Below are 26,435 nucleotides of genomic sequence, written 5' to 3' on the forward strand. Positions count from 1 at the left end.
AAGACCGAAACCCGATTTCCCGATTTCCCGATTTGGCAAACACCCATAATTAGTAAATCATTAAAAGTTGAGGTTTGCGATTACTGAAAACTGATTTGACGAATAATCACTTTTATTCCACTTGTAGTCATATTGCCCTTTGACGGCCCAGGAGTCTTTATCGCAATTACACGACAGGAGTGTCATGCCCGCACCGACATTATAAAGATTCCGATCCTGATCTATACCCTCGACATCAAATGCCGAGCCACCACTGGCAAAGGCTGCAGTTTGCTCCATAGTCGTTGAGTTAAAATTATGCAGCCACTTGGTATGAACTTCTGGGATGTAGGTATTTTTACCGACATGTATAACGCGCTCAGCTTTAATACCTAATCTCGATTGAACAAAGTTGTAGTCCTGATCGCTCACATTCAGATTCAGGTCTCCAGCACCATGCTCCGTATCGCCGTCCACTTGAATATTGGACGCCTGTAATGACATGAACGGGGTAACGGTGATCGCCTGATCAAGGGAGAAATGCTTACCAGCAGAAACCAACGCAGTATATTGTCGGCCATCATAGTTGGATTTAGCACTACGACTCAAACCAGGAAATACGATCTGCCGTGAGCCGTCATAACGGTCTATGCCAGCGGCTAAAGAGCCTTGGACGTACCAAGGTTGCGGCGCATATTCGACATATGCCTTCACTTGATAAGAATCAACCGCCGTTTTGCCGGAGAAACCGTTTTCTTCGATGTCGCTTTGCACGTAGCCCGTACTGACACCGACACGGGTAGTATCGCTCACCGGCATGTCATAGCCCAACACAAAGCCATAGGCCTTGGTATCGTAACCGTTAGCTGCACCGACATCGTCCTGGTCGCCTAGACCACCAAAGCCCTTCAGCCAAAAATTGTTGGGCTGCTCGTCGCGCTGACACGTGTACACATCTGCTGTTTCGGGCTTGTAGCCAGTCTCACTGCACTGGCTTTGGACCTCGTCCAGGCGGGCTATCAAGGCGTCATCCATGAGCCCTGTGGCTTGTCCGGCAACCCACGGGGCGGCCAGGTTGGTACTGCCGGGGTTCAGTTGTTTCAGAGCATTAGGCACATTGGTTAACGTTGGCAGGGCAAGGATTATACTCTGGACGCTCTGAACGTCGTAACCTGCTGGGCCAGGCGCGCCCAAAAGGTTCGAAGCGGGGCCAGCGACACTCTGCGCCAGAGGCACACTTTCAACAGTAATAAGGACATCACCGGTGGTGGTTGGCACACTGGAGAAGGTATAAAGCGGGTTGGTGTTGAGGACGTTCACAGTAGCGCCAACGGTGCCAGACAGGCCCCTGACGATCGTAAACGTGGTTCCGGGCGTCAATATACCCGTGACGGTTGGAATAACAGTAACGCCACTGGCATCAATATTCGAAGAACCGGTTGGCTGGATATTACCGTATAGAGCGTTGCCGGCGAGCGTGCTCGCGATAGTACCGTTGGCGTTAGTGGTTAACGCACCATCAATAATCAAGGTATTTGCGCCGAGTTCGTATCCTCGCGCTTGCACCGAGCCGGTAATGGAGGCATTCCCACCCGACACTCTGACGAACTTCAGGCCGCTTGCACCACCAATGGCACCAGTCACACGACTACCATTATTCAGGATAAGGGTACCGGTATTCGCTGTATTGGTCGTGATTGCGCCAATCAGACTCTTGCCTGCACCGAAATTTAAAACGCCATCGCCTACAAAATTCGGTGCCACGATAACGTCACCCAACAGGTTGACAGTGCCCGTACCACTGACTGATAAGGTCTGTGCAAAAAGCGCCCCATTAAGTGTCACCGTTTCGCCAGCCGCACCGGCGCTTATATTGCGGTACCGGGTACCCGTCTGACCTGTATCCCCGGTTACCGTCGAGCTTCCCGAAAACAAGATTTCGCCGGTACCGCCGCTTGCGGTTGTAAACGCGCCACCTAGATCATCAGACGTGTTGATATTCTGATTATCGCCAACGGTCAAAATTGCATCACCCGTCGTGTCGACACCATTTAGCTCACCTTCCGCACCGACTACGCCAGGAAGCGCAACTGCTTCGCGAGCAAAGCCAGCCGGCGCCCAGGCTATAATCGCGGAGGCAATCGCTATACTGATCAATTTCATTTTCACTGAGGTTTTTTAAGTAGCACATACGATCCCATTATTTTTTCCGAGCGCACGAAAACAGATCGCACCGGCAAAAAACCGAAGAAAGTAGCACTACATGATTTTTAGGTGTGAACTTTTAAAGCACAAAAATATAACAAAGGGATATATTAATTTGTATGCTTCGCCTATTTTTTATAGACATTTTTAACGGGACGAACTTATTTAAAACCAGCTAAGACACTAGCTTAATTACACACCTTTCTCAGCCATGGGAAGTTTTATTTTAGCGGCTAAGCAATAATTTTAAAATATAAGATGTATATGGAAGGAAACTGTGCGAACGCTAAGGCAGCATATTTTTTTATTAGTTCAATAAAAATCTAACTAATTTCACGGCTGACCAAAATTGATTTTTAGGCAACAAGCGCGGAGGTACCCCACCATGTCAGTTTGACTGTCCCGTTGGCATTTTTACCAAAATGATCCTATTGGAAGTCGAATACCTCCCGACACTACGTTGCATCGTACATATCCTGTTAAGCAAACGAAGACGCAAGCCCCTCTATTGCCCATCAGACCCTGTATTCTAGGTAACTGATTCCAGATACACCAGAGGGCAAAATCATGGAAAAGCACATAACTGCCAGGGCGACTGCCGCCTTGCAAAACCTGTTTATTGGTGACGCCTTGGCGATGCCAGTACACTGGTTCTATAACGTCCACGATCTCGACAAGGCATTTCCTAAAGGCATAAAAACCTTTGAGGCGCCCCCCGAATTCCACCCATCGTCCATCATGTCCCTGCACTCGACCAGCCAGGGTGGTCGCAAAAGCGCCGGCGCCGCAGGCAAAGCCGATATTGTTGGCGATGTTATTCTCAAAGGGAAAGCGTCATTCTGGAATCGCTCGAACGTGCATTACCATCAGGGCATGAGCGCCGGAGATAACACTCTGAATGCCCATTGCGCACTGGCACTGATGAACGTCATGCACCAGTCTGGCGGGCATTATGACCGCGATGGCTTTCTGCAAGCTTATATACAACTGATGACCTCGGACGAACCGGCCCACCCGGATACCTACGCCGAGTCCTACCACCGGGGCTTCTTCTCCAATTTAAACGCAGGTTCGGCGCCAGACCAGTGCGCTGCAGTCACCCACGACACCCCCTCCGTCGGCGGCTTGGTAACCATTGCCCCACTGGTGATTGGCGAGCGTTTAAACGGAACATCACTGGCTGATACCCGTCGGCTGTGCCGTGAGTACTTAGCTCTGACCCACCCCGACGCCTCGCTGGCGGATGTATGCGATGCCTACGTTGACCTGATCGACGGCTTACTCTTTCGCGACGACAGTACATCTGTAAAAGAGTTGCTGCTAACGGCCACTAGAGGGTTGCCCCGCCGCGAGCTTACCAAACTGGTAGAAGGCAATCGCCCAGAGCGGGAAGTAGTCGGTAGGACACTGTCGACCGCCTGCTACATCAGCGATTCATGGCCAGCAGTGTTGTACTTCGCGTGCAAGCACCAGCAAGACCCACTGAAAGCGCTGCAGCTAAATGCGGAAGTCGGCGGCGACAACGTTCACCGTGGCTCCGTGCTTGGCGTACTGCTAGGTCTGATCCACGGTGGACCGGCGGGAGATCTGTTTGATCAACTCACTGAACAGGCGTCAATCAACCGGGCCATAGAACGGCTTATCAACAATACCGCCTCAACAAGATGACCTCCAATCCAAACTAATCGCGATCCATGCGAATAGTCGAGCTGATCGAAAAGTTGGTTTCGTTCATTTCGTCAACGATCTTGGTCAGCCGGCGACGATGCAGGAATGAAACACCTTGATAGGTTTGCCAAGACGAGGGAGTCAATATGCCCTCGCCTTGCTCGTTCTTGATGTTAAAGCTCCTGCTAGCGCTGATCGGCCGCGAGTCCGGCCCGTACAGGGCAATAATCTGAATGGTCAGACATTCCAAGTGTATGTCACCCTCCGGGCGGTTGCCCCGCATTGGGATGCCTGCCGCCCGTGCCAGGCGCATGATTACGCCATTAAACGTACCGATATGCATAAAACGTCCTGAGAGCATAGGACCTTGCCGGGTATTGTCATGAAGGTTGTCAGAAAGCGCTGAGGCGTTCTGCCCTTGTCCGTTTTCGTCATCGCGCTCTTCCGAGGAAAACCGCTCACAATCCGTGACATCCATTGAAACAGTGCCTTTTGATGTTCTTAGGGTAGCGAGGATATATTCCACATAGACAGCCTCCTGGCTCATATTACTAATGATGCACAGGGCGTCCAGATCTTTTTGCCTGCCACGATTGATGGTCACACTGGGCGTGCGCTGGCGACGAAACCCTGAGTACAGCAGCTGTGCGTATATGACCCAAATGATCACCGTGACGGCACTAACGCCAGCGTTGAAGAGTGTCTGATTCGCCAAAGTCCATTCAATCATGGGCTACTCGAAAGTTCCTTTTGTTAAATTTAGCGGGATAATTCTTTGTTATTAGGATCTGACAACAGATATAGAAATCTGTTGCAATAAATTTCAATATCAACGCCGAATGTAATATCGAACTCCCAGCAGGCTCCATCATCGCCGGTAGGAGCGGCGGCCCCGCCGCGAAGCAGAATGCACCCAGCACAAACAGTATCTTCCAGGTAAAAAAACCGAATACACTTCCAGTACCTGCAAAAACAAAAAAGAGTACCCCATGAGCAAATCCCTGGCCGACCCACTTACCCTGCCCTGCGGCGCCGTTATTTCCAACCGCTTGGCCAAAGCCGCTATGACCGAAGGCCTGGCCACTCCCGATGGCGTGCCTACCGCTGAACTTGAGCGGCTGTATGGGCTTTGGAGTGATGGGGGTGCGGGGATGTTGCTCTCGGGCAACATTCAAATCGACCGCGATCATCTTGAACGTCCAGGCAATGTATTCATCGACCGCGAACCCGATGCTGCAATGCAGGCAGCTCTGAGTCGTTGGGCGCACGCTGCCACGCGCAACGGCAACCACTTCTGGGCGCAGATCAGCCACGCCGGCCGGCAAACCATGAAAATGATCAACCCCCACCCCAAAGCGCCCTCGCCGATCAAGCTGGGCCTGCCCGGCGGTCAGTTCGGTGAGCCGGTCGCACTGGAAAAGTCAGAAATTACCGATATCGTCCGACGCTTCGCCGTGTGCGCCACGGCGGTCAAAGCCGCTGGCTTTACCGGGGTGCAGATACACGCAGCCCACGGATATCTGCTGTCGCAGTTTCTCAGCCCACGGAGCAACCAGCGCAGCGATGAGTACGGCGGCTCCCTGGAAAATCGTGCCCGAGTGCTGCTAGATTCCGTCGCCGCCGTACGTGAGGCCGTCGGCGCGGACTTCCCTGTTGCCGTCAAACTCAACAGTGCCGACTTCCAGAAAGGTGGCTTTGACTTCGAAGACAGTCTGCAAGTGGTCGAATGGCTAGAGCAGGCAGGGGTCGATCTGATCGAAATCTCCGGCGGCACCTACGAGCAACCCAAACTGCTAGGCGTCGAGGGCGTCGAAGCGGAAGAGCCACAAAAGGTGGCTAAATCCACCCAACAACGCGAAGCCTATTTTGTCGACTTTGCCCTGGCCATGCGCAGCAAGATTTCAGTGCCGTTGATGGTCACCGGTGGGTTCCGACAAAAGGTGGTGATGCAACAGGCACTGGACAGCGGCGGCGCCGACTTGATAGGCCTGGGCCGCCCCATGTGCGTCATGACTGACGCTCCGGCGCAATTGCTCGCCGGACTGGCTGAACTCCCTCGCTATGAAAACCGCCTGGCCCTGTTCCCCAGCTGGCTAGCGTTTCTCAGCAAGGTCAACGCACTGAAAGCCATGGCTACCTTCGCTGTGCAGTACTGGTATTTTGCGCAGATCGATCGTCTTGGACGCAATGGCAAAGCCGACCCTGCACTGTCCGTATTTCAGGCCACCAAGGAAACGACATCACTCCAAAAATCACTGGTCAAGCGCCGCAACGGTTAACCCTGCTGCACTCTTGATAGCTGCCCGGTAGTCGCTGGGACTTTGCCCAAACCAGCGATGGAAGGCTTTACGAAAGGCCGCTGTATCGTTGTATCCGAGCATCACTGCTACTGACTCTATGGTAAGCCCGCCCTCTCCCAGATGGCGGGTGGCAAGCTCGGCCAGCAGCGATTCGGTAACGCCTCGATAGCTTGTGCCCTCCAACTCAAGTCGCCTTTGCAAAGTTCGCTTGGTGACAAACAAGGCCCGAGCCACATCATTTGCCGTCATGGTTCCTGCCGGATTGGATAACAACAGACGCCGAACCCGATCACGGGTCGACAACTGACTGGATGGCATGTGCTCCAGCAGTCCGCGGCACAAAGCTCGAGCCACCGCATAGGACTCAGAATGACCCGCCGCATTGGCTTGGAGAGCAAGTTCGATGGGAACTTGAAAGGTGTTAGCCGGCTGGGAAAACTGCACGGGGCAATGCAGGTATTCGGCATACAACCTGTGATAAGCCGGTTTCCCATGCGCCAGACCAATACGGGATTCAGTCAGTTCGCGATCCACAACTGATTCGACTACCGACTGCAACATCAGCGCAAAGCATTCTTGCAACACCCGACGCACAGCCGGACTGGCATCTACTTTCAACTGCAGGGTATAAGTCAGCCAATCGGCGTCTTGAGTGATCTGCACTGCCGAAAAAGGCAATCGCAACGGCAGGTACTCGGCAAAAGATTCCATGGCCGTGAGCACGTCGGGACTGCTAAGCACCAGATATCCCATTGGCCCGTGGCTGGACGGTTTCAGTCGACAACCCAGGCGCAGGCCAAATTCGGGTGAGGACATGATGGACTGGGCATTTTCCAGAATGCGCAGCTGCTGCGCTGCGCTTAGGTGACTTTCGTCTCCCGGCAACAGGATAGTGGTAGGTAGACCCGTACCGCTTAGCAACAACGCAAGCTCACGTTCGGCCAAATCAAGCTCCCGCGCCACAACTCGCGAGTAGCTACTCGGAACCCGCCACTCACTTGGTTGCAAACCCATTCCCAAGTTCCTTCAAAGTTTTATTGTCATCTATTAACCCCACGAAGTCACCTAATAACCTCCCCAATAGTGATGATTTCGCTAGGATTGAATTGAAAACGAGCAAGCCGGCTGCGGGCGAACAACAGCCTCTTACGAGGAGCACAGTCATGAACGATCAGCAGAACTCAGACAATACTAATCTCGCACCCGCATCAGCTCACGCACTGCTTGTGCGCAAGATGCCGTTCAGCTTTACCGACATCTTCGATCCGCACTGGAATAACAGCAAACCGGAGTGGAGCCACATGGTCAATGGCGCATCACTGGCCATGCCCTTTCTCGAACCCTACCTGATCAAGACCATGCGCAAGGCTCTCGAGAAGATCGGTGACGAGACCCTGAGGAATGAAGTGAAGCTGTATATGGGTCAGGAAGCCCAGCACTATCAGCAACATCGCAGATTCAATGACCTGCTGATCAAACAGGGATACCCAGAACTCCTAGGTATTGAGGAGCAGATGAAAGCCGACTTTGCGCACTTCGAAAAAAACCGTTCACTGAAATTCAACCTGGCCTATGCCTGCGGTTTCGAGTCCATGGCCTTGGGCATTGGCCACTGGCTGGTCAATAATCGGGACTCTTTGTTCGGCGGCTCAGACTCCCGCGTGGCATCACTGATACTCTGGCACTTTGTCGAAGAAATAGAGCACAAGAACGTCGCTTTCGATGCTTACCAAACCGTGTATGGCAACTACTTCTATCGCGTCTACGGCACCCTATTTGCCACGGCGCATGTGGTGAAGTACAGCAGAAAAGCCTATCAGGCCATGCTTAAAAAAGACGGCTTATGGACCAATCTGAGCTCACGCTGGGCACTGCTCAAGATAATTACAAAATTCTTCGCCAACATGCTGCCTGCGCTGATGACTGCCTGCCTGCCCGGTCATCACCCCTCGACGATCAAAGATCCCCAGTGGTGCATTGACTGGGTCAATACTTACAACCGAGGCAATCGTGAACTCGCCGTACTGGACACCAACAACCTGAAAACCAGCTTCAGCTATAACCACCAGACAAGGGATCTCAATAATGATAGATGAACTTGCAAGGGCCCAACGCTTACTCATTGGACATGGCGCCCTGGTGCTAATGTTTGGTTTTGTCGTGGGCTTTGCCTTTTTGTTTTTTCTGATTGGCGAAATCAGACTCTGGCCGTTCCCCGGGGCAATCGCCTACCAGCTACCCGGCACCTATGATTCCTGGCGGATGGCCCACATGGAAGGCATCACCAATGGCTTGCTGCTATGGATACTGGCGGCTATCGTGCCGATCATACATACGCGTGTGATACCCATTTATCGTCTGGCCGCAGCCATGGTTATTGTGGCATGGACCATCGTGATTGCATCGGTAATGGATCCGATATTCCCTGATGCTCGCGGGCTGATCTTTAATGCCGATTCATCCATCGCCAACGGCATTGCGTTTTTCCTGTTTTATGTCGGCATTGTCATTTCTTGTGTCGTGGTCATAACCGTAGCTCTTAAATTCCTCAGAGCCCCGAGATAGCGTGCCAGAGCGGTAGCCAACCACTCAATGCATTGGTCAACCTGCTATCGAATATTTCAACGGCCGCCGTCAACTTTCAATCCATTTCATACTCCAAAATGGGTAGATGACGAAAATTCGTCTACACTGTTCTTAATATTGAAACAAATTGACCCGCCAATTGTGCTCCAAGCGAAGTGTCTCGAGCCATCGTCTTCCATCCAATGCGTGGTCACCCAGCCTCTAGTAGTCGAGGCTATCTCAAGACTCCACCAGACCGATGCACACCCTAAAAGTGCAGTCTGTAAGGAGTCGTCAACAAGGAAAATGTACATGTCTAAAATGTCAGAAACTCAACTATCCGCTGATGTAGCTTCCTAGCTCGATCCCAACATGGATTCTGTCAAAGGAACCGAAACCGCCAAGGACCCGAACAAAGGCTACATTGCCCTGCTTGGCTGGAGTGTCAATGCAATCAAGGCCGCGCAGAAGTTTGACCGTCGCTATATCGTGGTTGCTCCGGATTGGGCATCAGATTTCTGTACTGCAAACAAGATCCCTTACATATCCTGGGATTTCACCCGTCTTAATGATCGCTCCATGGAGATTGCCGAAAAGCTAAAGGCTGAAGGCGTTGACGTCGCCATACCGCTTTTCGAAGAAACGGTCGAATGGTCTGGTGCCATCAACTCGGTCCTGATGGACAGCCCGCGCATGTATGGTCAATCCATTCTGTTTCGCGACAAATCGCTAATGAAGCGCCGCGCTCAGCTTGGCGGTATTCGTGTCGGTATTTTCGAGGAAGCCCACAAGAAAGAAGACATCATTCGCTTCATGAAGCGCGTCAACCAGACACTGCTCAAACTGGACGGCGACCCCGATGACCCGATTCATGTCAAAGCGTTCGACAAAGCCGGTTGCCTCGGCCATCGGATGATTCGCAAAATTGAAGATATTGACGCCATTCCCGTCGAGGAATATCCGCTGTTGATGGAAAGTCATCTGGATGGCTGGGAGTTTGCTGTTGAGGCCTGGATCCATAACGGTAAAATCCAATTCCTGAATATTTCCGAATACGTCACCTTGGGCTACTCGGTATTCGTCCCTGCTACCGAGCAGCTCGAGAGCTGGCGTCCAGCGATCACCAAGCAGATCGAACTGCTGATCAAAACCTTCGACATCCAGTTCGGTTTGATTCATCCCGAGTACTTCGTCACCGCAGACGGTGAGATGTACTTTGGTGAAGTCGCCTACCGTCCGCCAGGGTTCAAGGCCTTTGAGTTGATTGAGCGAGCTTATGGATTCAGCGCGTACCAGGCCTCGATGTTGGTGTTCGATCCCAAAAGCACTAAAGAAGAAGTGGATGCCTTTTTCCCACGCGAAGTGGTCGATGCCAAGGGCTATGCAGGGTGCTTTGGTGTGTATCCACGGCGTCGTGTGGTCAGCAAGCTGGAAATGCCTTCGGAAACGATTGATCACCCCTACTTCGAGTCCCACGAACTGGTTGCACCCGCAGAAGAAACGGTTCCGGATCGATCGGCCTTCGGCACCCATTGGGGCCTGATCTTTTTCTTCGGCGAAGACCCCATCACGATGAGGGACTTGCTCAAAGCCCAGGAAGAACTGGACTTCTACGTTTAAAGATTCAGCACACACACTCCCCAGGTAGGAGCGACGGCCCCGCTGCGAATGTCAGAGTTTCGCCTCGAGGCCTCGGCTCCTCCCAAACCACTTCAACATCCGGACTCACTGAAACCACAACTACTCCTGCGCTCCCACCACCCCGGCAGGGGCGGCGGTCCCGACACGGATGCTCGGCATCATCGCAAACGCAACCCCTTGCCACAAATCAACTCCCTCTGAACGCTAATACCAAGATCACACACCAACGCTGGCTTGGCATGGTATCTTTCTTGAGCCAAGACCAGCCAAAGGAGACCCTGTGACCAGCAGCGTCAAAATGAACGGAATTCATCTCGCCTACCCAACAGAGTCAGGGACCGTTGTCGTACTTAAAGATGCATCGCTCACCGTCCTACCCGGCGAGACACTGGCGATTACCGGCCCTTCCGGCAGCGGCAAGACATCCCTGCTTCTGCTGCTCTCAGGCCTAGAGCGGCCCGATCAGGGCGAGATACTGATTGGTGACCAACGCCTGGGCGGCATGGATGCGAACGCGCTGGCCGACTGGCGCAGTGAACACTTGGGCATCGTCTTCCAGTCATTTCATTTGCTGCCGGGCCTCACTGCGCTGAGTAATGTCAGCCTGCCGCTGGACATTACCGGCCAGGCCAACGCCCGTGAGCGCGCCATGGACATGCTTGATGCTGTGGGACTTAGCCACCGTGTGCAGCATCTTCCTGGGCAGCTCTCAGGCGGTGAGCAACAGCGTGTCGCAATAGCCCGCGCACTGGTGCACCAGCCAAGTTTGCTGCTGGGCGATGAACCAACAGGCAATCTGGACCAGGAAACCGGCGAAAAAATACTGTCGCTGCTGTTCGACCTGCACAAGCAAAGCCAATCCACACTGGTGCTGGTGACCCACGACGAGCGTGTGGCCGAGCGCTGTCAACATCGCGTGCGGATGGAGGGCGGACGACTGCATGCAATCTGACAAAACCGCCAAACCCCTTAGGTCCGCTAAGGCCCTGTGGTTGTTGCGATTCGCGATCACTGATCTGCGCTCGCGTATTTCCGTCCTAAAGGTCTTTCTGGCCTGCCTGATACTCGGCGTCACCCTGGTAGCAGCCACCGCCAGCCTCTACCGAGTGATCGAGCAGAGTTTACTGGCAGATACCCGTGCGCTAATGGGCGGCGATGTCGAACTGGATGCCAGTGAGCCGCTGCCAGAGGGCGTGCTGGCATGGATTCGCGGGACCGGACGCATCTCACTGGTGCGCGAACTCGACAGCATGGTCAGTGACAAGCAAGGCGAGAACTTCTTCAGGGCCGGGATCCTAATTCCCGATGCGGCCTACCCGCTATACGGCGAACTGCTGCTCACGCCAAACCAATCCCTTGGCGAACTTACCGCACGTCAGGATGATCTGTGGGGCGCCGTCATGGACCCCCTGCTGGCTGAACGACTGGGCCAGTCGGTTGGCGACACCATTCAGATTGGCACCGCAACCTTTCGCATCAGCGCTCTGATTCAAGCGCAACCAGATCGCAGTCTGAACGCCAACTGGCGAGGCCTGCCGATCATGATATCCGAAGAGGGGCTGCATGCAGCCACGCTGATCGGCCCAGGCAGCCGCATTGATTACGAATACCGCGTACAGACCGACCGCGAGCTAACTGGCTGGTTGACTGAATTCGAGCAGGCCTTTCCCGAGACACGTTGGGATACCACCACCTTTGCCGAGCGCAGCGAACGCATCGCCGAGCGGCTGGACCAGATTGCCACGGCGTTGATTATGATCGCCTTCACCACGTTGTTCATCGGCGGATTGGGTGTCGCCAACAGCATCCAAGCCTATCTGGACGAAAAACTTGGCACCATCGCCACATTGCAAACCCTTGGCCTGCGTCGGCGCCCGCTGGTCGGCATTTATCTGCTACAGATTGGCATACTCGGCAGCTTGGCTGGCCTGATCGGCGGCGCCATCGGCCTGCTACTGTCGGCTGCCGCCATCACCCTTGCGGGCAACGCCTTTGCCGTGTCCGGAGCAAGCAGCGCTGACCAATGGATCAGTTTATGGATAGTACCGCTTCTATTAAGTTGGCTCTTTGCGGTACTCACCGCCTACGTCTTTGCGCTGCCAGCGCTGGCCAGAGCCCTGGCGGCTTCGCCGGCAGGGCTGTTCCGCGGCCAGGTTCAGGCCGCTAGCCATGAACCACACAGTTGGCGCATCGCCAGTTATCTGCTGCTGGCGGTATACATAACGGCTACGGTATTCTGGTTACCATCGCCGCAACTTGGCTTGCTGTTCCTGCTCGCCGTAGTCGTGCTCTGGGGTCTGCTGGAAGTGCTGATCAAAGGTCTACAACGGGGTGCCAAAGCCCTAGAAAACAGCGGCTTTGCCGGTCGCAACTTTGCCCGACGACTAGCACTGACAAATCTGCACCGACCCGATTCGCCCCTGCGAGCAACGTTACTCTCATTGGGCACGGCGCTGACGCTGGTAGTCGCGTGTACCCTGCTGGTGAGCACCCTTCTGCGCGCGCTAGAATCCACCATACCGGCCGAATCCCCTGCCCTGATTCTGTACGACGTACTGCCTGACCAAATCGAAATGCTTGAGTCTGGCCTTGCCTCGCTTGACCCGGCGAGCCACACTGAGCTGCTGCCCTTGGTCCGTGGCCGCCTGGCAACTATCAACCAGCAACCGATCGCCGATGTGCTCGCAAACAATGCCCAAGCCAGGCGCGAAGCCATGGGGGATGAATACAAACTCAGTTACCTGTCCGGCAATCCGGAAGATCTCGAGTTGGTTGCCGGTAGCTGGTGGAAGGCCCCTGCATCAGCGGGTGAACCGGCCTTCATGGCGATGGAGGACCGGGAAGCAAACCAACTCGGCCTGACTGTTGGCGACCAGGTGGAATTTCTCGCTGTAGGCCAGCCCATTGCCGCTGAAATAAAGGCCATCTACCGACAAAAAGGTCTGCAGACCCGCTTCTGGTTTGAAGGTGTACTCCAGGATGGCGCACTGGATGACTTGATTGGTCGCTACGTTGGCGTGGTCTATCAGAGCGACCCAGCCGCGAAAAGCTCACAGCAGTGGCTAGCCAGAAACATTCCGAATGTGATGACGCTCAGCACCGCCGACTGGCTCGAGACAGCAGGCGGTCTTCTTAACAAGGCGGCTGCCGGTCTTGCCGCCGTCGCCCTAGTCAGCCTCATGGCCAGCCTGCTGGTACTCTCCAGCGTGGTCAGTGTCAGCCGCAGGCGTCAACTCTATGAAGCCAACCTGCTGCACTGTCTAGGTGCCCGGCACCAGGCTATTGCGGCATCCATGCTGCTGGAAACCGGGTTGCTCACGGCTCTCTCAACGTTATTCGCCACCGCACTCGGCGCACTGATCGCCCTGCCCTTGGCAGCCACGCTGCTGAAGTTGCCGGTGAGCGACCTGTGGTGGATTGGCGCTCTTGTGGCAGGTACGGTCAGCGCGCTGGCATTGCTAGGTGGGCTGTTGCCGACACTGCGGGCACTGAGACTCAATCCAGCGCAGTTGTTGCGCGAGGGATGAGCAAAACCGATTAGTGACTTCAGAGCTGCGCGCTAAAGGTGTCGCATTGCGCCACGTCACCGCTGGTAAAGCCACGTTTGAACCAGGTTACCCGCTGCTCGGAGGTGCCATGGGTAAAGCTATCGGGCACAACGTCCCCACCCGAACGGCCTTGCAAACGATCGTCACCAATGGCCGATGCAGCGGTCAGCGCCTCGTCCAGGTCGCCCGCATCCAGCAGCTGCTGGTTGTTGGCGTTATGACCCCATACACCAGCAAAACAGTCTGCTTGAAGCTCCTGGCGCACTGACAGTTCGTTCACCCGCGCCGCGCTCTTGCCAGCACCGGACGCACGCACCTTCTGGCTGATGCCCATCAAGTTCTGCACGTGGTGCCCTACTTCGTGGGCGACCACATAGGCCTGGGCAAAATCCCCAGGCGCACCCAGCTGCGACTTAAGATCCCGAAAAAAAACCAGATCCAGATACACCTGATTGTCTGCGGGGCAATAGAAAGGTCCAACCGCTGAGCTCGCCGTGCCGCAGGCTGACTTCACCCGGTTGGAAAACAGCACCAGGCGCGGCTCCTCATAGCGCTGGCCGGAAGCAGCGAAAATACCATTCCAGGTATCTTCGGTATCTGCCAGTACAACGGATACAAACTCGGCCAGCTCCTGCTCCTGTGGGGAAAACTGCTGGGTCGGACGCGACGCAGTTTGCGAACTGCCGTCCACTACTTGGAGCAGATCGATACCCAGCAGCCGAGCACCGAAGAAGACTACTACCCCCAACACCAGAACGACGCGCCCGATCTTGCTGCGCAACATCATGGGTAGAAACCGAACCAGCATCACAACGCCACCGGCACCCCCGGCACTGCGCAGGGGCTGTCCCCGGCGATCTTCAACGTTGCGGCTTTGCCGCCTGCCACGCCAATCCATTCAGACATCCTCAATCAGGTAGTAAACATTCACCGTATTCCAGGCACCACCACCCTTCTTCAAGAGCGCAGGTATCGAGCGCTTCGTCGGTGGGCCTAGATTGCGTTCCGCTGCACTGCGTAGTAGTTAGCGTGGGGCCAGTCACTAAAAGCAATGGAGCGCCCAGGCCACGCCAGCGCACTGAATGGCCAGTAACTTTCAAGCCAGTGCATAACTTCATCGACCACGGCACAACGCAGTAACTCCGTTTCGGTTACCGCGGTCCACAGGTAAGCCTCTGCCTGATGGTCGCGACTGGCTGTGGGGTAAAGATAGAGGCATCCCAAGCAACGCTGCAAATCCGTACTCAGCAGGCTGTAAGCAAAGGACTTCCCGTGGATAAACTCAACTTCATGCCAAGCCAGGTCGGCGGCATCATCAGCGGCCGTGAGATCAGCAGGTGGCCAGGCATCATTCTCGGCAAACAAGCCCTGCAGCAGCTCACGGCTGGCCATCACGGCGGCATAATCCAACACAGCCCAGCACGGAGCAGCGGGCAACATGATACAGCTCTGACCACGCCACTCAGCCGGTGCCTGGTAGCCATCGGGTAGCTGTAAATGAAACGCCGGGGCTGCAGCGCCCTGCTTGCTGTTTACTGCCATAAAGTCCGACATCCAAGATGACCCCGTTGAAATCCCTGTGAGCGGTTCGCCGAATCAGTGCCCAGGTTAAGCCAGGCAAGTGAATGCGACGATTATCACATATCACTCTTCATCGGCAGGATCTTTACCTTTTAGTTCAGCAAACTTGTTCGCCATGGTCGGGTTGCCCCGGTTCAGCTTCTTGATCGTCACGTCCTGCGCCTTGTCATTCGCCAAACGCAGATTGCGGTCAGTACCAAGCAGGGCTTCCTTGGTCTTCTGCAGGTGATCGATCGACTTGTCGATCTCATCAATCGCCGTTTGAAAGCGCCGAGAAGCGAGGTCGTAATTCTTCGCAAATGCGTTTTTGAAGGAATCGAGCTCGTTTTCGAAGTTGGTGATATCAATGCTTTGCGCCTTCACTAGCGCCAGCTCCTTCTTGTATGTCAGCGAGTGCATCGCCGCGTTACGCAGCAGCGTGATCATGGGCAGAAAAAACTGTGGCCGGACAACGTACATCTTCGGGTAGCGATGGAACACGTCAACGATCCCCGTGTTATAGAGCTCACTGTCAGGTTCAAGCAGCGAAACTAACACCGCATACTCGCAGCCCTTCTCGATGCGATCCTTGTCGAGTTCCTTCAGAAAGTCCTCGTTCTTGTTTTTCGTAGCGGTGCGATCAGCTTCGTTCTTCATCTCGAACATGATCGAGACGATCTCAGTGCCGGCATCATCAAGATCGCGGAAGATATAATCACCTTTGCTACCGGTGCGCGCGTCGTTGTCCTTCTCGAAATAAGCCTTAGGAAACGCAGTTGCTCGTATGCGGTTGAACTCGGTCTCGCAGTGCTGCTCCAGGGTTTCACCCACCATCTTGGTCGACAGGCGCGCCTTCATGTCCCGCAGCCGCTCGATTGCATCGTCGCGGTCCTTGATCTGCGTCTCATACTTGTCTTTCAGCGCTGTCTCGGAAAGATGCTTTTCCAGCTCGGCGCGCTGCAACCCGTTTTTCAGCAGGTCGCGCTCCTTTTCAACCACACCGACTGCTTCATTGATCGCAAGCTTCTGCGCAACTTCGCTTGCGTCAAGCCTCGCCTTCAGGCTCTGAGTCTCAGCGCTCAACGTAGCAGCGGCTTTTTGTCGTTCGTTTTCAAGCCGCGATTCAGCTAGCTGAGAGACCGCCTGTTTATCGTACTTCGCCTGGGCAAGTTCGTTGACAAGGGCATCACGCTCTTTCTCCACCGCGTTAAGCGCCTCGGTCACAGCCATCTTGCGTGCGACCTCACCCGCCTCCAGCCTGGCCTTCAACTCCTGTATCTCGGCATCTTTGCGCGCGGCAATCTTTTGCGATTCGTTGGCAACCCGGGTTTGCGCGAGCTCCACGGCGTTGCGCTTATCCTGCTCCGCCAGCTCAAGCCGCTCGTGCAGTTGCTTGTCGAAGTCGCTGTCGCGAACCTGCTTGAGAATGTCCGCGTACCCGGCCTCGTCAATCTTGAAAGCTTTGCCGCAATGCGGACAGATGATCTCGTGCATATTCCCTCATTTATAAAGTAATCATTAGACCGGATTATAGGCCGCCGCTCTGCGGCATGCGGGAGAATTCCAATTGGCGCTACTATTGCAGAGGCAATTGTGAGCCTCTTCGTCTGTGCCTTTAACCGGCAGCACTGGATATTGCCTGCTGGTGCATAACATGTCGGTAAATCGCCCCGGATATTCCAGGCGCTCACCCGACCTTGGGAGTGATGCTTTTCGCACTCGACCGATGACACAAGCTTACGACTTACGGCGCCAGACCGCTGCTAATAGAGCATCCAGCACTAATTCAGCAGTCATGCGTGGCTTCATCGACCCATCGATAACGTCACCAAGATCCAGATGAATCTTGCGATAACCATACACGTCGCCACTTTCAAGCCATAAATGTTTAACCTGGACCAATAAACGCTGATCATCTCGATCGCGATAAGAGAGCGTAACTGATATCGCAGACCAGCAGATAATTGAGAATAATCTAGGGCTGAGTTGTCTGCAGCGCAGAGTAGGACGATTGATTTTTCATGCAGTCGTTCTGAGCAATATTCATAAAACAGATTTTGAATATCTTGAGGTTTAGCTAATAAAGTGTTGCCGATCAAAATAATCGAATACTATTATTAATAATTGATATCGATGATACAAAAATCGCATTGTTATATCTCATAAAGGCTGACCGCTGATGACACTTCAAAAAAAGTTTGTCCTTACCCTGGCTTGCCTACTGTTGATCTTTATTATTGCCGCGGTTGCCTTTAGCTCCGTCACTCAAAGTAAACAAATAAACAATCAGGCCTTGGAGGGCGCCTCCAGCAGGCTTAGCGAAGCGGCGAGGCTTCTGGGCCTGACCGATTCGATCATGAGCGACCGGGTCAAGAACAGCATGCAGCTGTTGATTCAACGCGGCACCACGTTAGGCAATCCTGCGCTTGGCAGCAATGTGAGTGTGGGTTCGGTTTCCCCCCCGCAACTGCTGCTGGGCGGCTTGCCACAGGCCAATGACTTTGAACTGGTAGATGGCGTTACCGAGATCATGGGCGGCACGGCAACACTTTTTTCGCGGCAGGGTAACGATTTTGTGCGTGTATCCACCAACGTGCTGCGCGATGGTCAACGGGCCATTGGCACGCTGTTGGATCCCAATGGTGCAGCAATCAAGGCGATCCTTGCGGGCAACGCGTTCTATGGCCAGGTAGATATACTCGGCAAGCCTTACTTGACCGGCTACGAGCCCATCAAAGATGCCCAGGGCAATACGCTGGGCATCTGGTATGTGGGTTACTCTGCAGACCTGAGCGCCCTGTCCGAAGCCATCTCCAGTGCACGGATACTGGAAGATGGCTTTGTTGCTCTACGCGACCCCAGCGGTAAGCTCAGAATGTATTCCGATCATTTGACTGAAGACGACATCAATGCAGCCGTCGCGGATAACAATGCAGATTGGCACGTCGATACACGCGCTTTTACTCCATGGGGATATAACATTATCGCTGGATACTCCAAGGCTGAAGTACGTGAACTGGTGTTCTCCAGCTCAACTTCGATCGCCTTTATGATCACCCTGGCAGGCGTCATATTGGCCGTGTGTATCAGTCTGTTGATGAACCTTATGATCGGCCAACCCCTGAAAGCCAATATCAAAGCCATTGAAGACATAGCCGACGGCAATGGCGATTTGACCGTTCGTTTCAAAAGTGCCAACAAAGATGAGTTCGGCATTCTGGCCCGCGCGTTTGATCGGCTTCTGGACCGCATACAACATACTATTAGTGAGGCGCTGGGATCAGCTAACACTCTACTGCTTCAGGCTAATGAACTGTCGAAAGTCGCTGAAAAATCGAATGCTTCAATAGATATTCAAAATACTGAAACCGAGATGGTCGCGACGGCCATGCACGAGATGAGTCTGACCGCGCAGAGTGTCGCGCAAAGTGCAGCGACAGGCGAGGACGCCGCCAATCAAGCAAGCGCACAGGCGCTTGAAGGCAGAGACTCGCTCGCTGCAACCATTCGTAGTATTCAAGGCCAGGCGGAAGAGATTTCTTCGTCCATGGTCGTGATCGATGAACTCGCTTCCGCAAGCCACGACATCGGATCGGTGCTGGAAGTCATTGTGAATATTGCCGGTCAAACCAACCTGTTGGCACTCAATGCTGCGATCGAGGCAGCACGCGCCGGAGAGCAAGGACGTGGCTTTGCGGTCGTTGCCGACGAGGTGCGTTCCCTGGCCCAGCGCACACAAGCTTCAACCGAACAGATTCGCGGCATGATTGAACGCGTGCAGCAAGGTGTGAGTCGGTCTTCGTCGATGATGGCTGAAAACCGTACGCTCGCGGTGAGTAATGCCGAGGCAGCCCAAGGCGCAGGCAAGGCCTTCAGCGATGTTATGGCGGCTGTAACGCGCATCAGTCAAGTGAACACTGAGATTGCCAGTGCGGCAGAGGAGCAGAGTCACGTAGCCGAAGATATCAATCGCAATGTGCTGCGTATCAGCGACGAAGCGATGAAGAATGGTGAACTGGTCGCCCAAACGCGAGATGCCAGCCAGAATCTAACACTGTTGGCCGATAAGCTGCGCACCTTGCTGGCTTACTACAAGGTATAACATCGAAAGAGGATCGATTTTTCTAAGAGCTATGCTCGGTGGCCGAGCTAAAAATTGGCCCTCTCAGGAGCTATTCCTTTATCGCAGCTTCAACCAATGGGCTAGCCGGGAGTTCGGGTGACGGCTGATGGACCAGGGTAGCCAAACCATCACGACCAGAATGGCCAACCCGGCCAGGACGGTCCAGACGGGATGCAGCGTGAAGGTATTGCCCAGGCCAGCAAAAACGATCGTCATGGGCAGCATGCCGATCAAGGTCGCTGCCGCAAAGCGCCAGGCGTGTATTGCCGTGACACCCGCGGCATAGCTGATGAGGGCAAAGGAAAAAACCGGTATCAGTCGGGTCAAAAAAATGGTGATGGTCAGAAAGCGTTGTGAGCCCCCTCTGGCAAATACCGGGTTGTCTGGAAAGCGCTTGCAGATTACCTCACGCCCAAGAAATCGAGCAATCCAGAAGGCTGCCATAGCACCAATCAATGCACCGCTAGCGGCGATTGCTGTGCCCGTGAGCACACCAAAGGCCAGACCCGCAGTCGCGCTTACAGGGAGCGTAGGAATGGGGCCGACCACCACCGCGATAATCATCAGCATGACAAGCAAAAGTGGCCCGACACTGCCCTGACTGGAAAGCCACTCGGAGAGCATATCCGGTGCCAGACTCGCGGGCATTCCCAGTATCTGTAATAACCACCAGGCACCCGCCAGTGCGGTAAGGACCAACAGAACCACTGCAACTCTCAGCGCCATCCAGCAACCTCTCTATGACGGATATATATTCAGTGTGTATGCCGAATGCGATGATACCCCAGACGTAGCGCGCCGCTTTGAGAAACGCACCTTTTTCAGTTAATGTGCGGCATTGCTCTCCATACCTGGCGGACATGCCTTTCCCCTACTCCATCTGAGGAGCGCTTGTGAGACTCTGTGTTTTCTGCGGTTCAAGTCCCGGCAATCAACCTGTATACCTTGAAGCCGCCCAGCAGCTGGGTACGGCGCTGGCCAAGGCAGGCATCGGTCTGGTGTATGGCGGCGCGCAAGTCGGTTTGATGGGCGCCATGGCGGATGCGGCGCTGGCCGCTGGCGGTGAGGTCCTTGGCGTAATCCCCCGTCAGCTGGTCGAGCGTGAGCTGGCTCATAGCGGTCTGACTGAGCTACGCGAAGTGGGCTCTATGCATGAACGCAAGGCGATTATGGCGGATCTGTCCGACGGTTTTATCGCTCTGCCTGGCGGCGTCGGCACCTTTGAGGAGTTGTTCGAGGTCTGGACCTGGGCTCAGCTCGGCCATCACCAGAAGCCCTGCGCGCTGCTCAATGTGCACGGCTATTACGACAAACTGATCGCCTTCCTCGATCATTCCATGAACGAAGGCTTTATGAAGCCATCCTACCGCGAAATGCTGATTGTCGCAGCGGATGTGGAATCGATATTGGCCAGAGTAAAAGCCTACGAAGCGCCCCCGACAGCTAAGTGGATGGGCAATAACGGCCGCTAGCTTTCAGCCCAGAGAAACGAGAACCCCCCGGCCGCTCAAATCCTTGATAGAGCAGCGCGGGGGTTCAGATTACCGGGGAGTGGGGTCAGACGACCTGATTTGCGCGCCAGGCCAGTTCATTGGTGATGGTGGCTTTGGGCTTGAGCATGGCAAAGTCTAGATCAACAATTTCTTTGCCATCTTTGAGGCGCTGAACAAAGTCAGGGTTGGCCAAGGCTTTCTTGCCGATTGCCAACAATGCTTGCGGGAAGTCAGCGGCGCAATCCTGCAGATTGATCTCGTCGATGCCACCATTGATGATCAACTCAAGGTTATCCACTTCAGCCACTACGTCGGCCAAGGTCTTGTTCCCGTCGATGAAATTTGCCCGGCGCACATCGCCATCGGTGGTATGCACAAAGTCCGCACCCGCGTCGCGTACCGCTTCGGCAATCTGACGGAAGCCGACTTCTCCTTCCGGGAACTGATAGTCTGGATCCGTTACCGTCACTTGTGAAAGGCGTATCCCTAGCGTGAAGTCGTTGCCTACTGCCTGCCGGACAGCTTTGATGACGTCAACCACAACGCGCAAACGATTTTCCAGACTGCCACCGTAACGATCATCTCGTTGGTTGTAATAAGTGCTCAGGAACTGGTGTAGCAGGTAACCGTTAGCGCCGTGCAACTCAATGCCATCAAATCCGGCAGTCTTGGCATTCAATGCCGACTGAACAAACCCTCTGATAGCGAACTCGATGTCTTCCTCGGTCATGCTCTTCGGCGTTTTCCATTCGGTCTGATCGCCATAGATACCCAGTGGAACTCCCTTGGGCTTTACCGCGCTGGGGGCAATGGGCTGGTCTGTGTAATGGTTAGCCTGGAACTGGGAGCCGGCATGCATAAGTTGAGCAAAAATTGTGCTGCCCGCCGCATGGACACGATCAACGATCGTCCTCCAACCGTCGATATGAGCGTCATTGATAATGCCTGGCTGGTTAGCGTAACCCTGGCTGGCGCCACCATCGGTATAAGTACCCTCAGTGATTAGCAGACCGAAGCCGCCTTTGGCATAAGCCTCATAGTGATCGGCCATGGCCTCGTTGGGCGCGCCGTCAGGCTCGGCGCTGGTACGTGTCATGGGCGCAAGGGCAAACCGGTTGGCAAGTGTCTGGTTGGTAAATCGAATGCTCTGCATTACATCGCTCATAGGGTTGGCCTCTGAATTACTAAATAAATGATAAGAACAAGTCTGACCGCCAACCAATCAGAAGCCAAATGCATTCTTTCGATGAAACCGATCAGTTATTTCAACCGTGAGGCCAGAAACCCCAGTAGCTTTTCCACCACAGCCTCGGGCTGCTCCTGCTGAACCCAATGTCCTGCGTCAAGTATCAGGTCGCAGCTGCGCAAATCCGTGCATGCGCGGCTTTGCATTGCTTCAAAAGCACCAGGGCTTTGATAAATACCCCAATCGCTGGCACCAGCTATAAAGCAGGACGGTACGTCGATAGTCTTACCCGTAAACAGCAGCAATTCGGCCTGGGACGCTGCCAAAGCAAAAGCCCGATACCATTGCAGACCACCCTGCAATCCAGTTGTAGCGAAAAGGCGCGCGTACACTGCCAGATCCTCCTCGGGCAGCCAATGGCAAGCACTCACCTGCGCCTCCGCCGGCATACAAGACGCGACCGTCTGGGGCATCGTGTTGCCCATCGCCATAACGTAATACTCAGGCATGGTGGCCAAATCTGCTGCACTGGCGGATGCCAAGGGCGCGGGTGTATTGCCTGCCCAATCGGCGCTTTTCATGTGGAAATAGGCACGCAGGAAATCATGCAACCCCTGCGAGCAATCGAGCAGATCAGTATTGGCCTGGGGCATGCAGAAATAGCGTTGGTAGTGCAGACGCGGCGTGGCGAGCTCCGCTAGATCCTGATGCACACGGGCCGCCCGTTCAGCACTGTTGCGCCCGTCAAAGCGATAGGCGGGCACCCCTGAATAGGGAGCGCTCATCAGCACTACTGATCGGAATATGTCGGGCCGTGTGAGGGCGCAGGTTGCCGCCACCGGCGAGCCAATATCGTGGCCCACGACCGCTGCAACGGACCCATGGCCAAGCGCCAGCACCAGACCCAAGGCATCCCGTACTAGATTGAGCGCATGGTATTGGCTAAGATCGCCGTCGTAGCGCAGATCGGCCCCTTCGGTCATGCCGTAACCACGCTGGTCCGGCGCGACCACGTGGTAGCCCGCTGCAGCCAGAGGCAGCATTACCTTGCGCCAGGTATAAGCGAGCTCAGGGAAGCCGTGCAAGAGCAATACACACTCACGGCCCGATTGCTCAAATCCGGCCTCGAGAATATGCATATTCAAGCCGTTGCCGTTATTCACCTGCCGGGAGCGAATACCATGAGGCAATTGCGCTGCCAAGGTGGCAGCGGCCAGGGATTGCGCAGTGTCGTGACTCGATGCGGGCATACTGATCTTGGCTTCTCGCAGCTTTAATTGTTCTGCCCACAAGCAGGTGCTAACTCACTTCAGGATGTCTTCGGAGCCTTCGCGAATCGTAAATAAGGGAGCTTGATATCAAGCTTGCCGAATTTTTCCTCAGCCTGGGCATCATTCAGGGACAGGGCAACGATCACGTCCTGACCGGGTACCCAGTTGGCGGGGGTGGCAATGGATGCGCCGTCAGTCGCCTGGATAGCATCCAGTGCCCGCATGATTTCCGCGAAGTTGCGGCCCACGGCCATGGGATAAGACATGGTCAGGCGAATCTTTTTGTCCGGACCGATAATGAATACAGTCCGCACAGTGGCGCTGTGAGCTGGCGTTCGTCCATCGGGCATATAGGCATCGGCGGGCAACATGTCGTACAGCTTGGATACCTGCAGAGACGTGTCGTCTATGATCGGGAAATCAGCAGGGGCGCCGGAGAAAGACTCGATATCGCGTTTCCACTTCTTGTGCTCTTCGACGTTGTCTACCGACACGCCCATTACTTTAGTGTTGCGTTTGGCGAATTCGGGGGCAAGTTGAGCAACCGCGCCAAATTCGGTGGTGCACACGGGAGTGAAATCTTTAGGGTGTGAAAACAGGATGGCATAGCTATCGCCGATCCAATCATGAAATGTGAGCTCACCGGCAGTGGAAGCCGTCGTGAAGTCGGGTGCAACATCGTTGATTCTAATAGACATTATTGTGGTCTCTGGTTGTTTTCCAATGAACCTTGCAGGCAGTTAATATTCTAATAAAAACACGCCTTGTCAAAATACAGCATGCGCCTTCAAGATACTTTAGTCGACGCCTCATAAGACCGCAAAGGGTTTGAATCGCGTCAAACTGCATGCCTTTTTGGCGAGACGTTAAACTCGGTAAGAGTCGAGAATACGCGCCATGTCCTCGCCAAGCTCGACGACATCGCTAGCGCCGATATCCCGTTGTGCGAAGGAGCGCAAGCCAATGATCTGCGCTTGAAGAAGGCGTGCAAGACGTTTGCAGTCAATATCGGCCTTGAGTTCACCATTACTTTTGGCTTGCTCAAGCACCTCACCGAGGCGCTGCTCGATTGAATCAAGAACCCGGTTAACCTCTTGGTTGATCAGCAGGTGGGTGCTACTGGTTTCCAGAAGGGTTTTTACTATCATGCAGGCGCGGGAGGGGACTGGCCCACCTGACACACAGGCCGACGCGATTTCCCTAAGATACGCCTGAAGACCATCAATGACCTGCGGACTTTTTGCCAAGTAATTGGTAAGGAAGTCTCCAGACTCTCTGGAATAACGAGCCAGTGCTTCAAGAAACAAGCCGTCTTTACTACCAAAGGCCGCGTATATGCTTCCCGGGCGCATATCGAGAGCATGCTCGATCTGTTTGATTGACGCGTTGTAGTAACCCTTTTCCCAGAACAGGGCGACGGCCTTGTCGATTGCCGATTGTCGATCGTAGCGGGCTATTCTTGCCATGGTGTTCAACGTCTCGATGTGACTGTACAGAAGACTTTAGTGAGTGAATTATATATTGAATAATCGCTCAAAAATAGATAGGCTGCAGTTGTTGAGTGATCAATCAACAACTTTCTTCAAGAGGATTCATCAATGCCTACCTTTACCCTTCACGATAAGCTGTCCGCTCCAGAACAATCCAAGCCCCTGCTTGAGGACTCCCTCAAAAACTTCGGCATGATTCCCGGATTACACGCAGTCATGGCTGAATCCCCTCAAGTCCTGAAAGGCTATAATCAACTGCATGAACTGATTTTGGATTGCAGCTTTGATAACGACGAGACCACTGTGGTGTGGCAGACAATAAATGTGGAGCATGCCTGCCACTATTGCGTCCCTGCACACACCGGTATCGCAAAAATGATGGACGTGTCAGACGACATCACCAACGCACTGCGCGATGAAACACCGCTGCCTAGCGATAAACTAGAGGCCCTGCGCACCTTCACTCTTGCGGTCGTCCGTCAGCGTGGCGAAGTCAGCTCTGATGCGGTACAGCGCTTCCTTGATGCCGGCTATACCCAACGGCAGGTATTGGAAGTGATCCTGGTGCTTTCCCAGAAGATCATGAGTAATTACATCAACCACATCGCAAAAACACCGATCGATGGCGCATTCAAAAAGTTTGAATGGCAGAAAGCCAAGTAACGGAGCAAGCCGTGAGCAGGCCAGTTCAGATCAGCCGATATACCTGGCCTGCTCAGACTCCGAGAGAATCGGTAGCCCGTATTTGTCCTAACGAATGACATTAATCTTTACGTTGACCAAGCCTGAAGACAGACTCCCGATACGACTAAACGCCGATTTTGACAGGTCTATAACCCGGCCTTTTACAAAAGGCCCGCGATCGTTAATTCTGACGATGACACTTCTACCGTTGTTCTTATTCGTTACCTTGACGATGGATCCGAAGGGCATTTTTTTATGCGCGGCCGTTTCCAAGTTATGCCTGTAGGGCTCGCCACTGGCCGTTTTCCTGTTCTGGAATTTATCCGCATAAAAAGAAGCCTGCCCCGATTCGGTATAACCAACCCAGTTACCGCGGTCACCCGTCGGCATCTTGCTACAGCTAGCCACCGCAAGGACAAACAAGGCGACCGACAGATTTCTCAGAATAGTTCTCGTCATTTCAGGTGTTTTTCTCATCCGCCAGCACGCAGTGGTGGGATTTCGCGTAGTATCAGTAAACCTGACGTTAGTCGTTAGGTGCCGTGAGGTAAAGGCTTACGGCATTTGTGCTCATCAGGATCTGCGTGCAAAAACCTTCGTATCGGGGCCTCGACTCCTACCCTGGCGTTGTCAACATAGTCGGTGAAGTGGCCACAGTCTGAGCGGATATCTGTCTTGATACAGCAACATCAGCGTTCTGGATGGCGCGTATTTCTCGGCCG

At 54.2% G+C, this 26,435-nt stretch carries 22 protein-coding genes and 1 pseudogene; 10 read left to right on the forward strand and 13 right to left on the reverse strand.

The window, feature by feature from the left end; translation table 11 throughout:
• Positions 1–60 precede the first annotated feature (60 nt).
• A complete protein-coding gene (locus ACJAXR_RS14615; protein ID WP_415058997.1) occupies positions 61–2,142 on the reverse strand; it encodes an autotransporter domain-containing protein in 2,082 nt (693 codons plus the stop codon).
• 609 nt (positions 2,143–2,751) lie between these two features.
• Here ACJAXR_RS14615 and ACJAXR_RS14620 point away from each other — a divergent pair.
• Entirely contained in the window at positions 2,752–3,852 is a 1,101-nt protein-coding gene (locus tag ACJAXR_RS14620) for an ADP-ribosylglycohydrolase family protein (RefSeq protein WP_415058998.1), read from the forward strand.
• A gap of 13 nt (positions 3,853–3,865) precedes the next feature.
• On the opposite strand, the gene ACJAXR_RS14625 is transcribed toward ACJAXR_RS14620, so the two are convergent.
• A complete protein-coding gene (locus tag ACJAXR_RS14625; RefSeq protein ID WP_415058999.1) occupies positions 3,866–4,582 on the reverse strand; it encodes a hypothetical protein in 717 nt (238 codons plus the stop codon).
• A gap of 259 nt (positions 4,583–4,841) precedes the next feature.
• On the opposite strand from ACJAXR_RS14625, the gene ACJAXR_RS14630 reads away from it, so the two are divergent.
• Complete coding sequence (locus ACJAXR_RS14630) at positions 4,842–6,131, forward strand: NADH:flavin oxidoreductase/NADH oxidase family protein (protein WP_415059000.1); 1,290 nt, start codon at positions 4,842–4,844, stop codon at positions 6,129–6,131.
• On the opposite strand, the gene ACJAXR_RS14635 is transcribed toward ACJAXR_RS14630, so the two are convergent.
• Positions 6,105–7,166: an AraC family transcriptional regulator ligand-binding domain-containing protein gene (locus tag ACJAXR_RS14635; RefSeq protein WP_415059001.1), complete on the reverse strand. Its 1,062-nt coding sequence runs from the start codon at positions 7,164–7,166 to the stop codon at positions 6,105–6,107. The two genes, ACJAXR_RS14630 and ACJAXR_RS14635, sit on opposite strands and share 27 nt — an antisense overlap.
• A 149-nt stretch (positions 7,167–7,315) precedes the next feature.
• Between ACJAXR_RS14635 and ACJAXR_RS14640 the strand changes: the two genes are divergently transcribed.
• The 5 genes from ACJAXR_RS14640 (at position 7,316) to ACJAXR_RS14660 (ending at position 13,885) form a co-directional block, all read left to right on the forward strand.
• Positions 7,316–8,248 (forward strand): metal-dependent hydrolase, encoded by a 933-nt coding sequence (locus ACJAXR_RS14640; protein WP_415059002.1) that lies wholly within the window; start codon positions 7,316–7,318, stop codon positions 8,246–8,248.
• Entirely contained in the window at positions 8,238–8,717 is a 480-nt protein-coding gene (locus ACJAXR_RS14645) for a hypothetical protein (RefSeq protein ID WP_415059003.1), read from the forward strand. Before ACJAXR_RS14640 ends, ACJAXR_RS14645 begins: the two co-directional genes overlap by 11 nt.
• Before the next feature lie 372 nt (positions 8,718–9,089).
• Positions 9,090–10,337, forward strand: coding sequence for an ATP-grasp domain-containing protein (locus ACJAXR_RS14650; protein ID WP_415059004.1), 1,248 nt, complete (start codon positions 9,090–9,092; stop codon positions 10,335–10,337).
• A 319-nt stretch (positions 10,338–10,656) separates the two neighbouring features.
• Positions 10,657–11,310, forward strand: coding sequence for an ABC transporter ATP-binding protein (locus ACJAXR_RS14655; RefSeq protein ID WP_415059045.1), 654 nt, complete (start codon positions 10,657–10,659; stop codon positions 11,308–11,310).
• The gene (locus ACJAXR_RS14660) at positions 11,300–13,885 is read left to right on the forward strand and encodes an ABC transporter permease (RefSeq protein WP_415059005.1); all 2,586 of its coding nucleotides are present in this window, start codon (positions 11,300–11,302) and stop codon (positions 13,883–13,885) included. Before ACJAXR_RS14655 ends, ACJAXR_RS14660 begins: the two co-directional genes overlap by 11 nt.
• A gap of 19 nt (positions 13,886–13,904) precedes the next feature.
• On the opposite strand, the gene ACJAXR_RS14665 is transcribed toward ACJAXR_RS14660, so the two are convergent.
• The 4 genes and pseudogenes from ACJAXR_RS14665 to ACJAXR_RS14680 form a co-directional block, all read right to left on the reverse strand.
• Entirely contained in the window at positions 13,905–14,804 is a 900-nt protein-coding gene (locus ACJAXR_RS14665; RefSeq protein WP_415059006.1) for a neutral zinc metallopeptidase, read from the reverse strand.
• 95 nt (positions 14,805–14,899) lie between these two features.
• Entirely contained in the window at positions 14,900–15,460 is a 561-nt protein-coding gene (locus ACJAXR_RS14670; protein ID WP_415059007.1) for a hypothetical protein, read from the reverse strand.
• Between the two features lie 90 nt (positions 15,461–15,550).
• A complete protein-coding gene (locus ACJAXR_RS14675; RefSeq protein WP_415059008.1) occupies positions 15,551–16,960 on the reverse strand; it encodes a DUF2130 domain-containing protein in 1,410 nt (469 codons plus the stop codon).
• A 249-nt stretch (positions 16,961–17,209) separates the two neighbouring features.
• Positions 17,210–17,398, reverse strand: a pseudogene (locus tag ACJAXR_RS14680) (IS3 family transposase); the annotation flags it as partial.
• Between the two features lie 247 nt (positions 17,399–17,645).
• Here ACJAXR_RS14680 and ACJAXR_RS14685 point away from each other — a divergent pair.
• Positions 17,646–19,568: a Cache 3/Cache 2 fusion domain-containing protein gene (locus ACJAXR_RS14685; protein ID WP_415059009.1), complete on the forward strand. Its 1,923-nt coding sequence runs from the start codon at positions 17,646–17,648 to the stop codon at positions 19,566–19,568.
• Between the two features lie 78 nt (positions 19,569–19,646).
• On the opposite strand, the gene ACJAXR_RS14690 is transcribed toward ACJAXR_RS14685, so the two are convergent.
• Positions 19,647–20,315, reverse strand: coding sequence for a TVP38/TMEM64 family protein (locus ACJAXR_RS14690; RefSeq protein ID WP_415059010.1), 669 nt, complete (start codon positions 20,313–20,315; stop codon positions 19,647–19,649).
• Positions 20,316–20,482: 167 nt separating this feature from the next.
• On the opposite strand from ACJAXR_RS14690, the gene ACJAXR_RS14695 reads away from it, so the two are divergent.
• On the forward strand, positions 20,483–21,061 hold the full coding sequence (locus ACJAXR_RS14695; RefSeq protein ID WP_415059011.1) for a TIGR00730 family Rossman fold protein: 579 nt from the start codon (positions 20,483–20,485) through the stop codon (positions 21,059–21,061).
• A gap of 85 nt (positions 21,062–21,146) precedes the next feature.
• Here the strand turns inward: ACJAXR_RS14695 and ACJAXR_RS14700 are convergent, their stop codons facing one another.
• The 4 genes from ACJAXR_RS14700 to ACJAXR_RS14715 all read right to left on the reverse strand — a co-directional run bounded on the left by ACJAXR_RS14700 (position 21,147) and on the right by ACJAXR_RS14715 (position 25,005).
• A complete protein-coding gene (locus ACJAXR_RS14700) occupies positions 21,147–22,247 on the reverse strand; it encodes an NADH:flavin oxidoreductase (protein WP_415059012.1) in 1,101 nt (366 codons plus the stop codon).
• 95 nt (positions 22,248–22,342) lie between these two features.
• Positions 22,343–23,518, reverse strand: coding sequence for an alpha/beta fold hydrolase (locus tag ACJAXR_RS14705; protein ID WP_415059013.1), 1,176 nt, complete (start codon positions 23,516–23,518; stop codon positions 22,343–22,345).
• A 59-nt stretch (positions 23,519–23,577) separates the two neighbouring features.
• Positions 23,578–24,237 carry a peroxiredoxin gene (locus ACJAXR_RS14710; protein ID WP_415059014.1) on the reverse strand — a complete coding sequence of 220 codons (660 nt, stop codon included), beginning with the start codon at positions 24,235–24,237 and terminating at the stop codon, positions 23,578–23,580.
• A 168-nt stretch (positions 24,238–24,405) separates the two neighbouring features.
• On the reverse strand, positions 24,406–25,005 hold the full coding sequence (locus tag ACJAXR_RS14715) for a TetR/AcrR family transcriptional regulator (protein ID WP_415059015.1): 600 nt from the start codon (positions 25,003–25,005) through the stop codon (positions 24,406–24,408).
• A gap of 132 nt (positions 25,006–25,137) precedes the next feature.
• Here ACJAXR_RS14715 and ACJAXR_RS14720 point away from each other — a divergent pair, with 132 nt between their 5' ends.
• On the forward strand, positions 25,138–25,692 hold the full coding sequence (locus ACJAXR_RS14720; protein WP_415059016.1) for a carboxymuconolactone decarboxylase family protein: 555 nt from the start codon (positions 25,138–25,140) through the stop codon (positions 25,690–25,692).
• Positions 25,693–25,779: 87 nt separating this feature from the next.
• Here the strand turns inward: ACJAXR_RS14720 and ACJAXR_RS14725 are convergent, their stop codons facing one another.
• A complete protein-coding gene (locus ACJAXR_RS14725; RefSeq protein ID WP_415059017.1) occupies positions 25,780–26,190 on the reverse strand; it encodes a septal ring lytic transglycosylase RlpA family protein in 411 nt (136 codons plus the stop codon).
• Positions 26,191–26,435: the final 245 nt, after the last annotated feature.

It is taken from the genome of Halopseudomonas sp., assembly GCF_047631575.1.
Classification (GTDB): Bacteria; Pseudomonadota; Gammaproteobacteria; order Pseudomonadales; family Pseudomonadaceae; genus Halopseudomonas.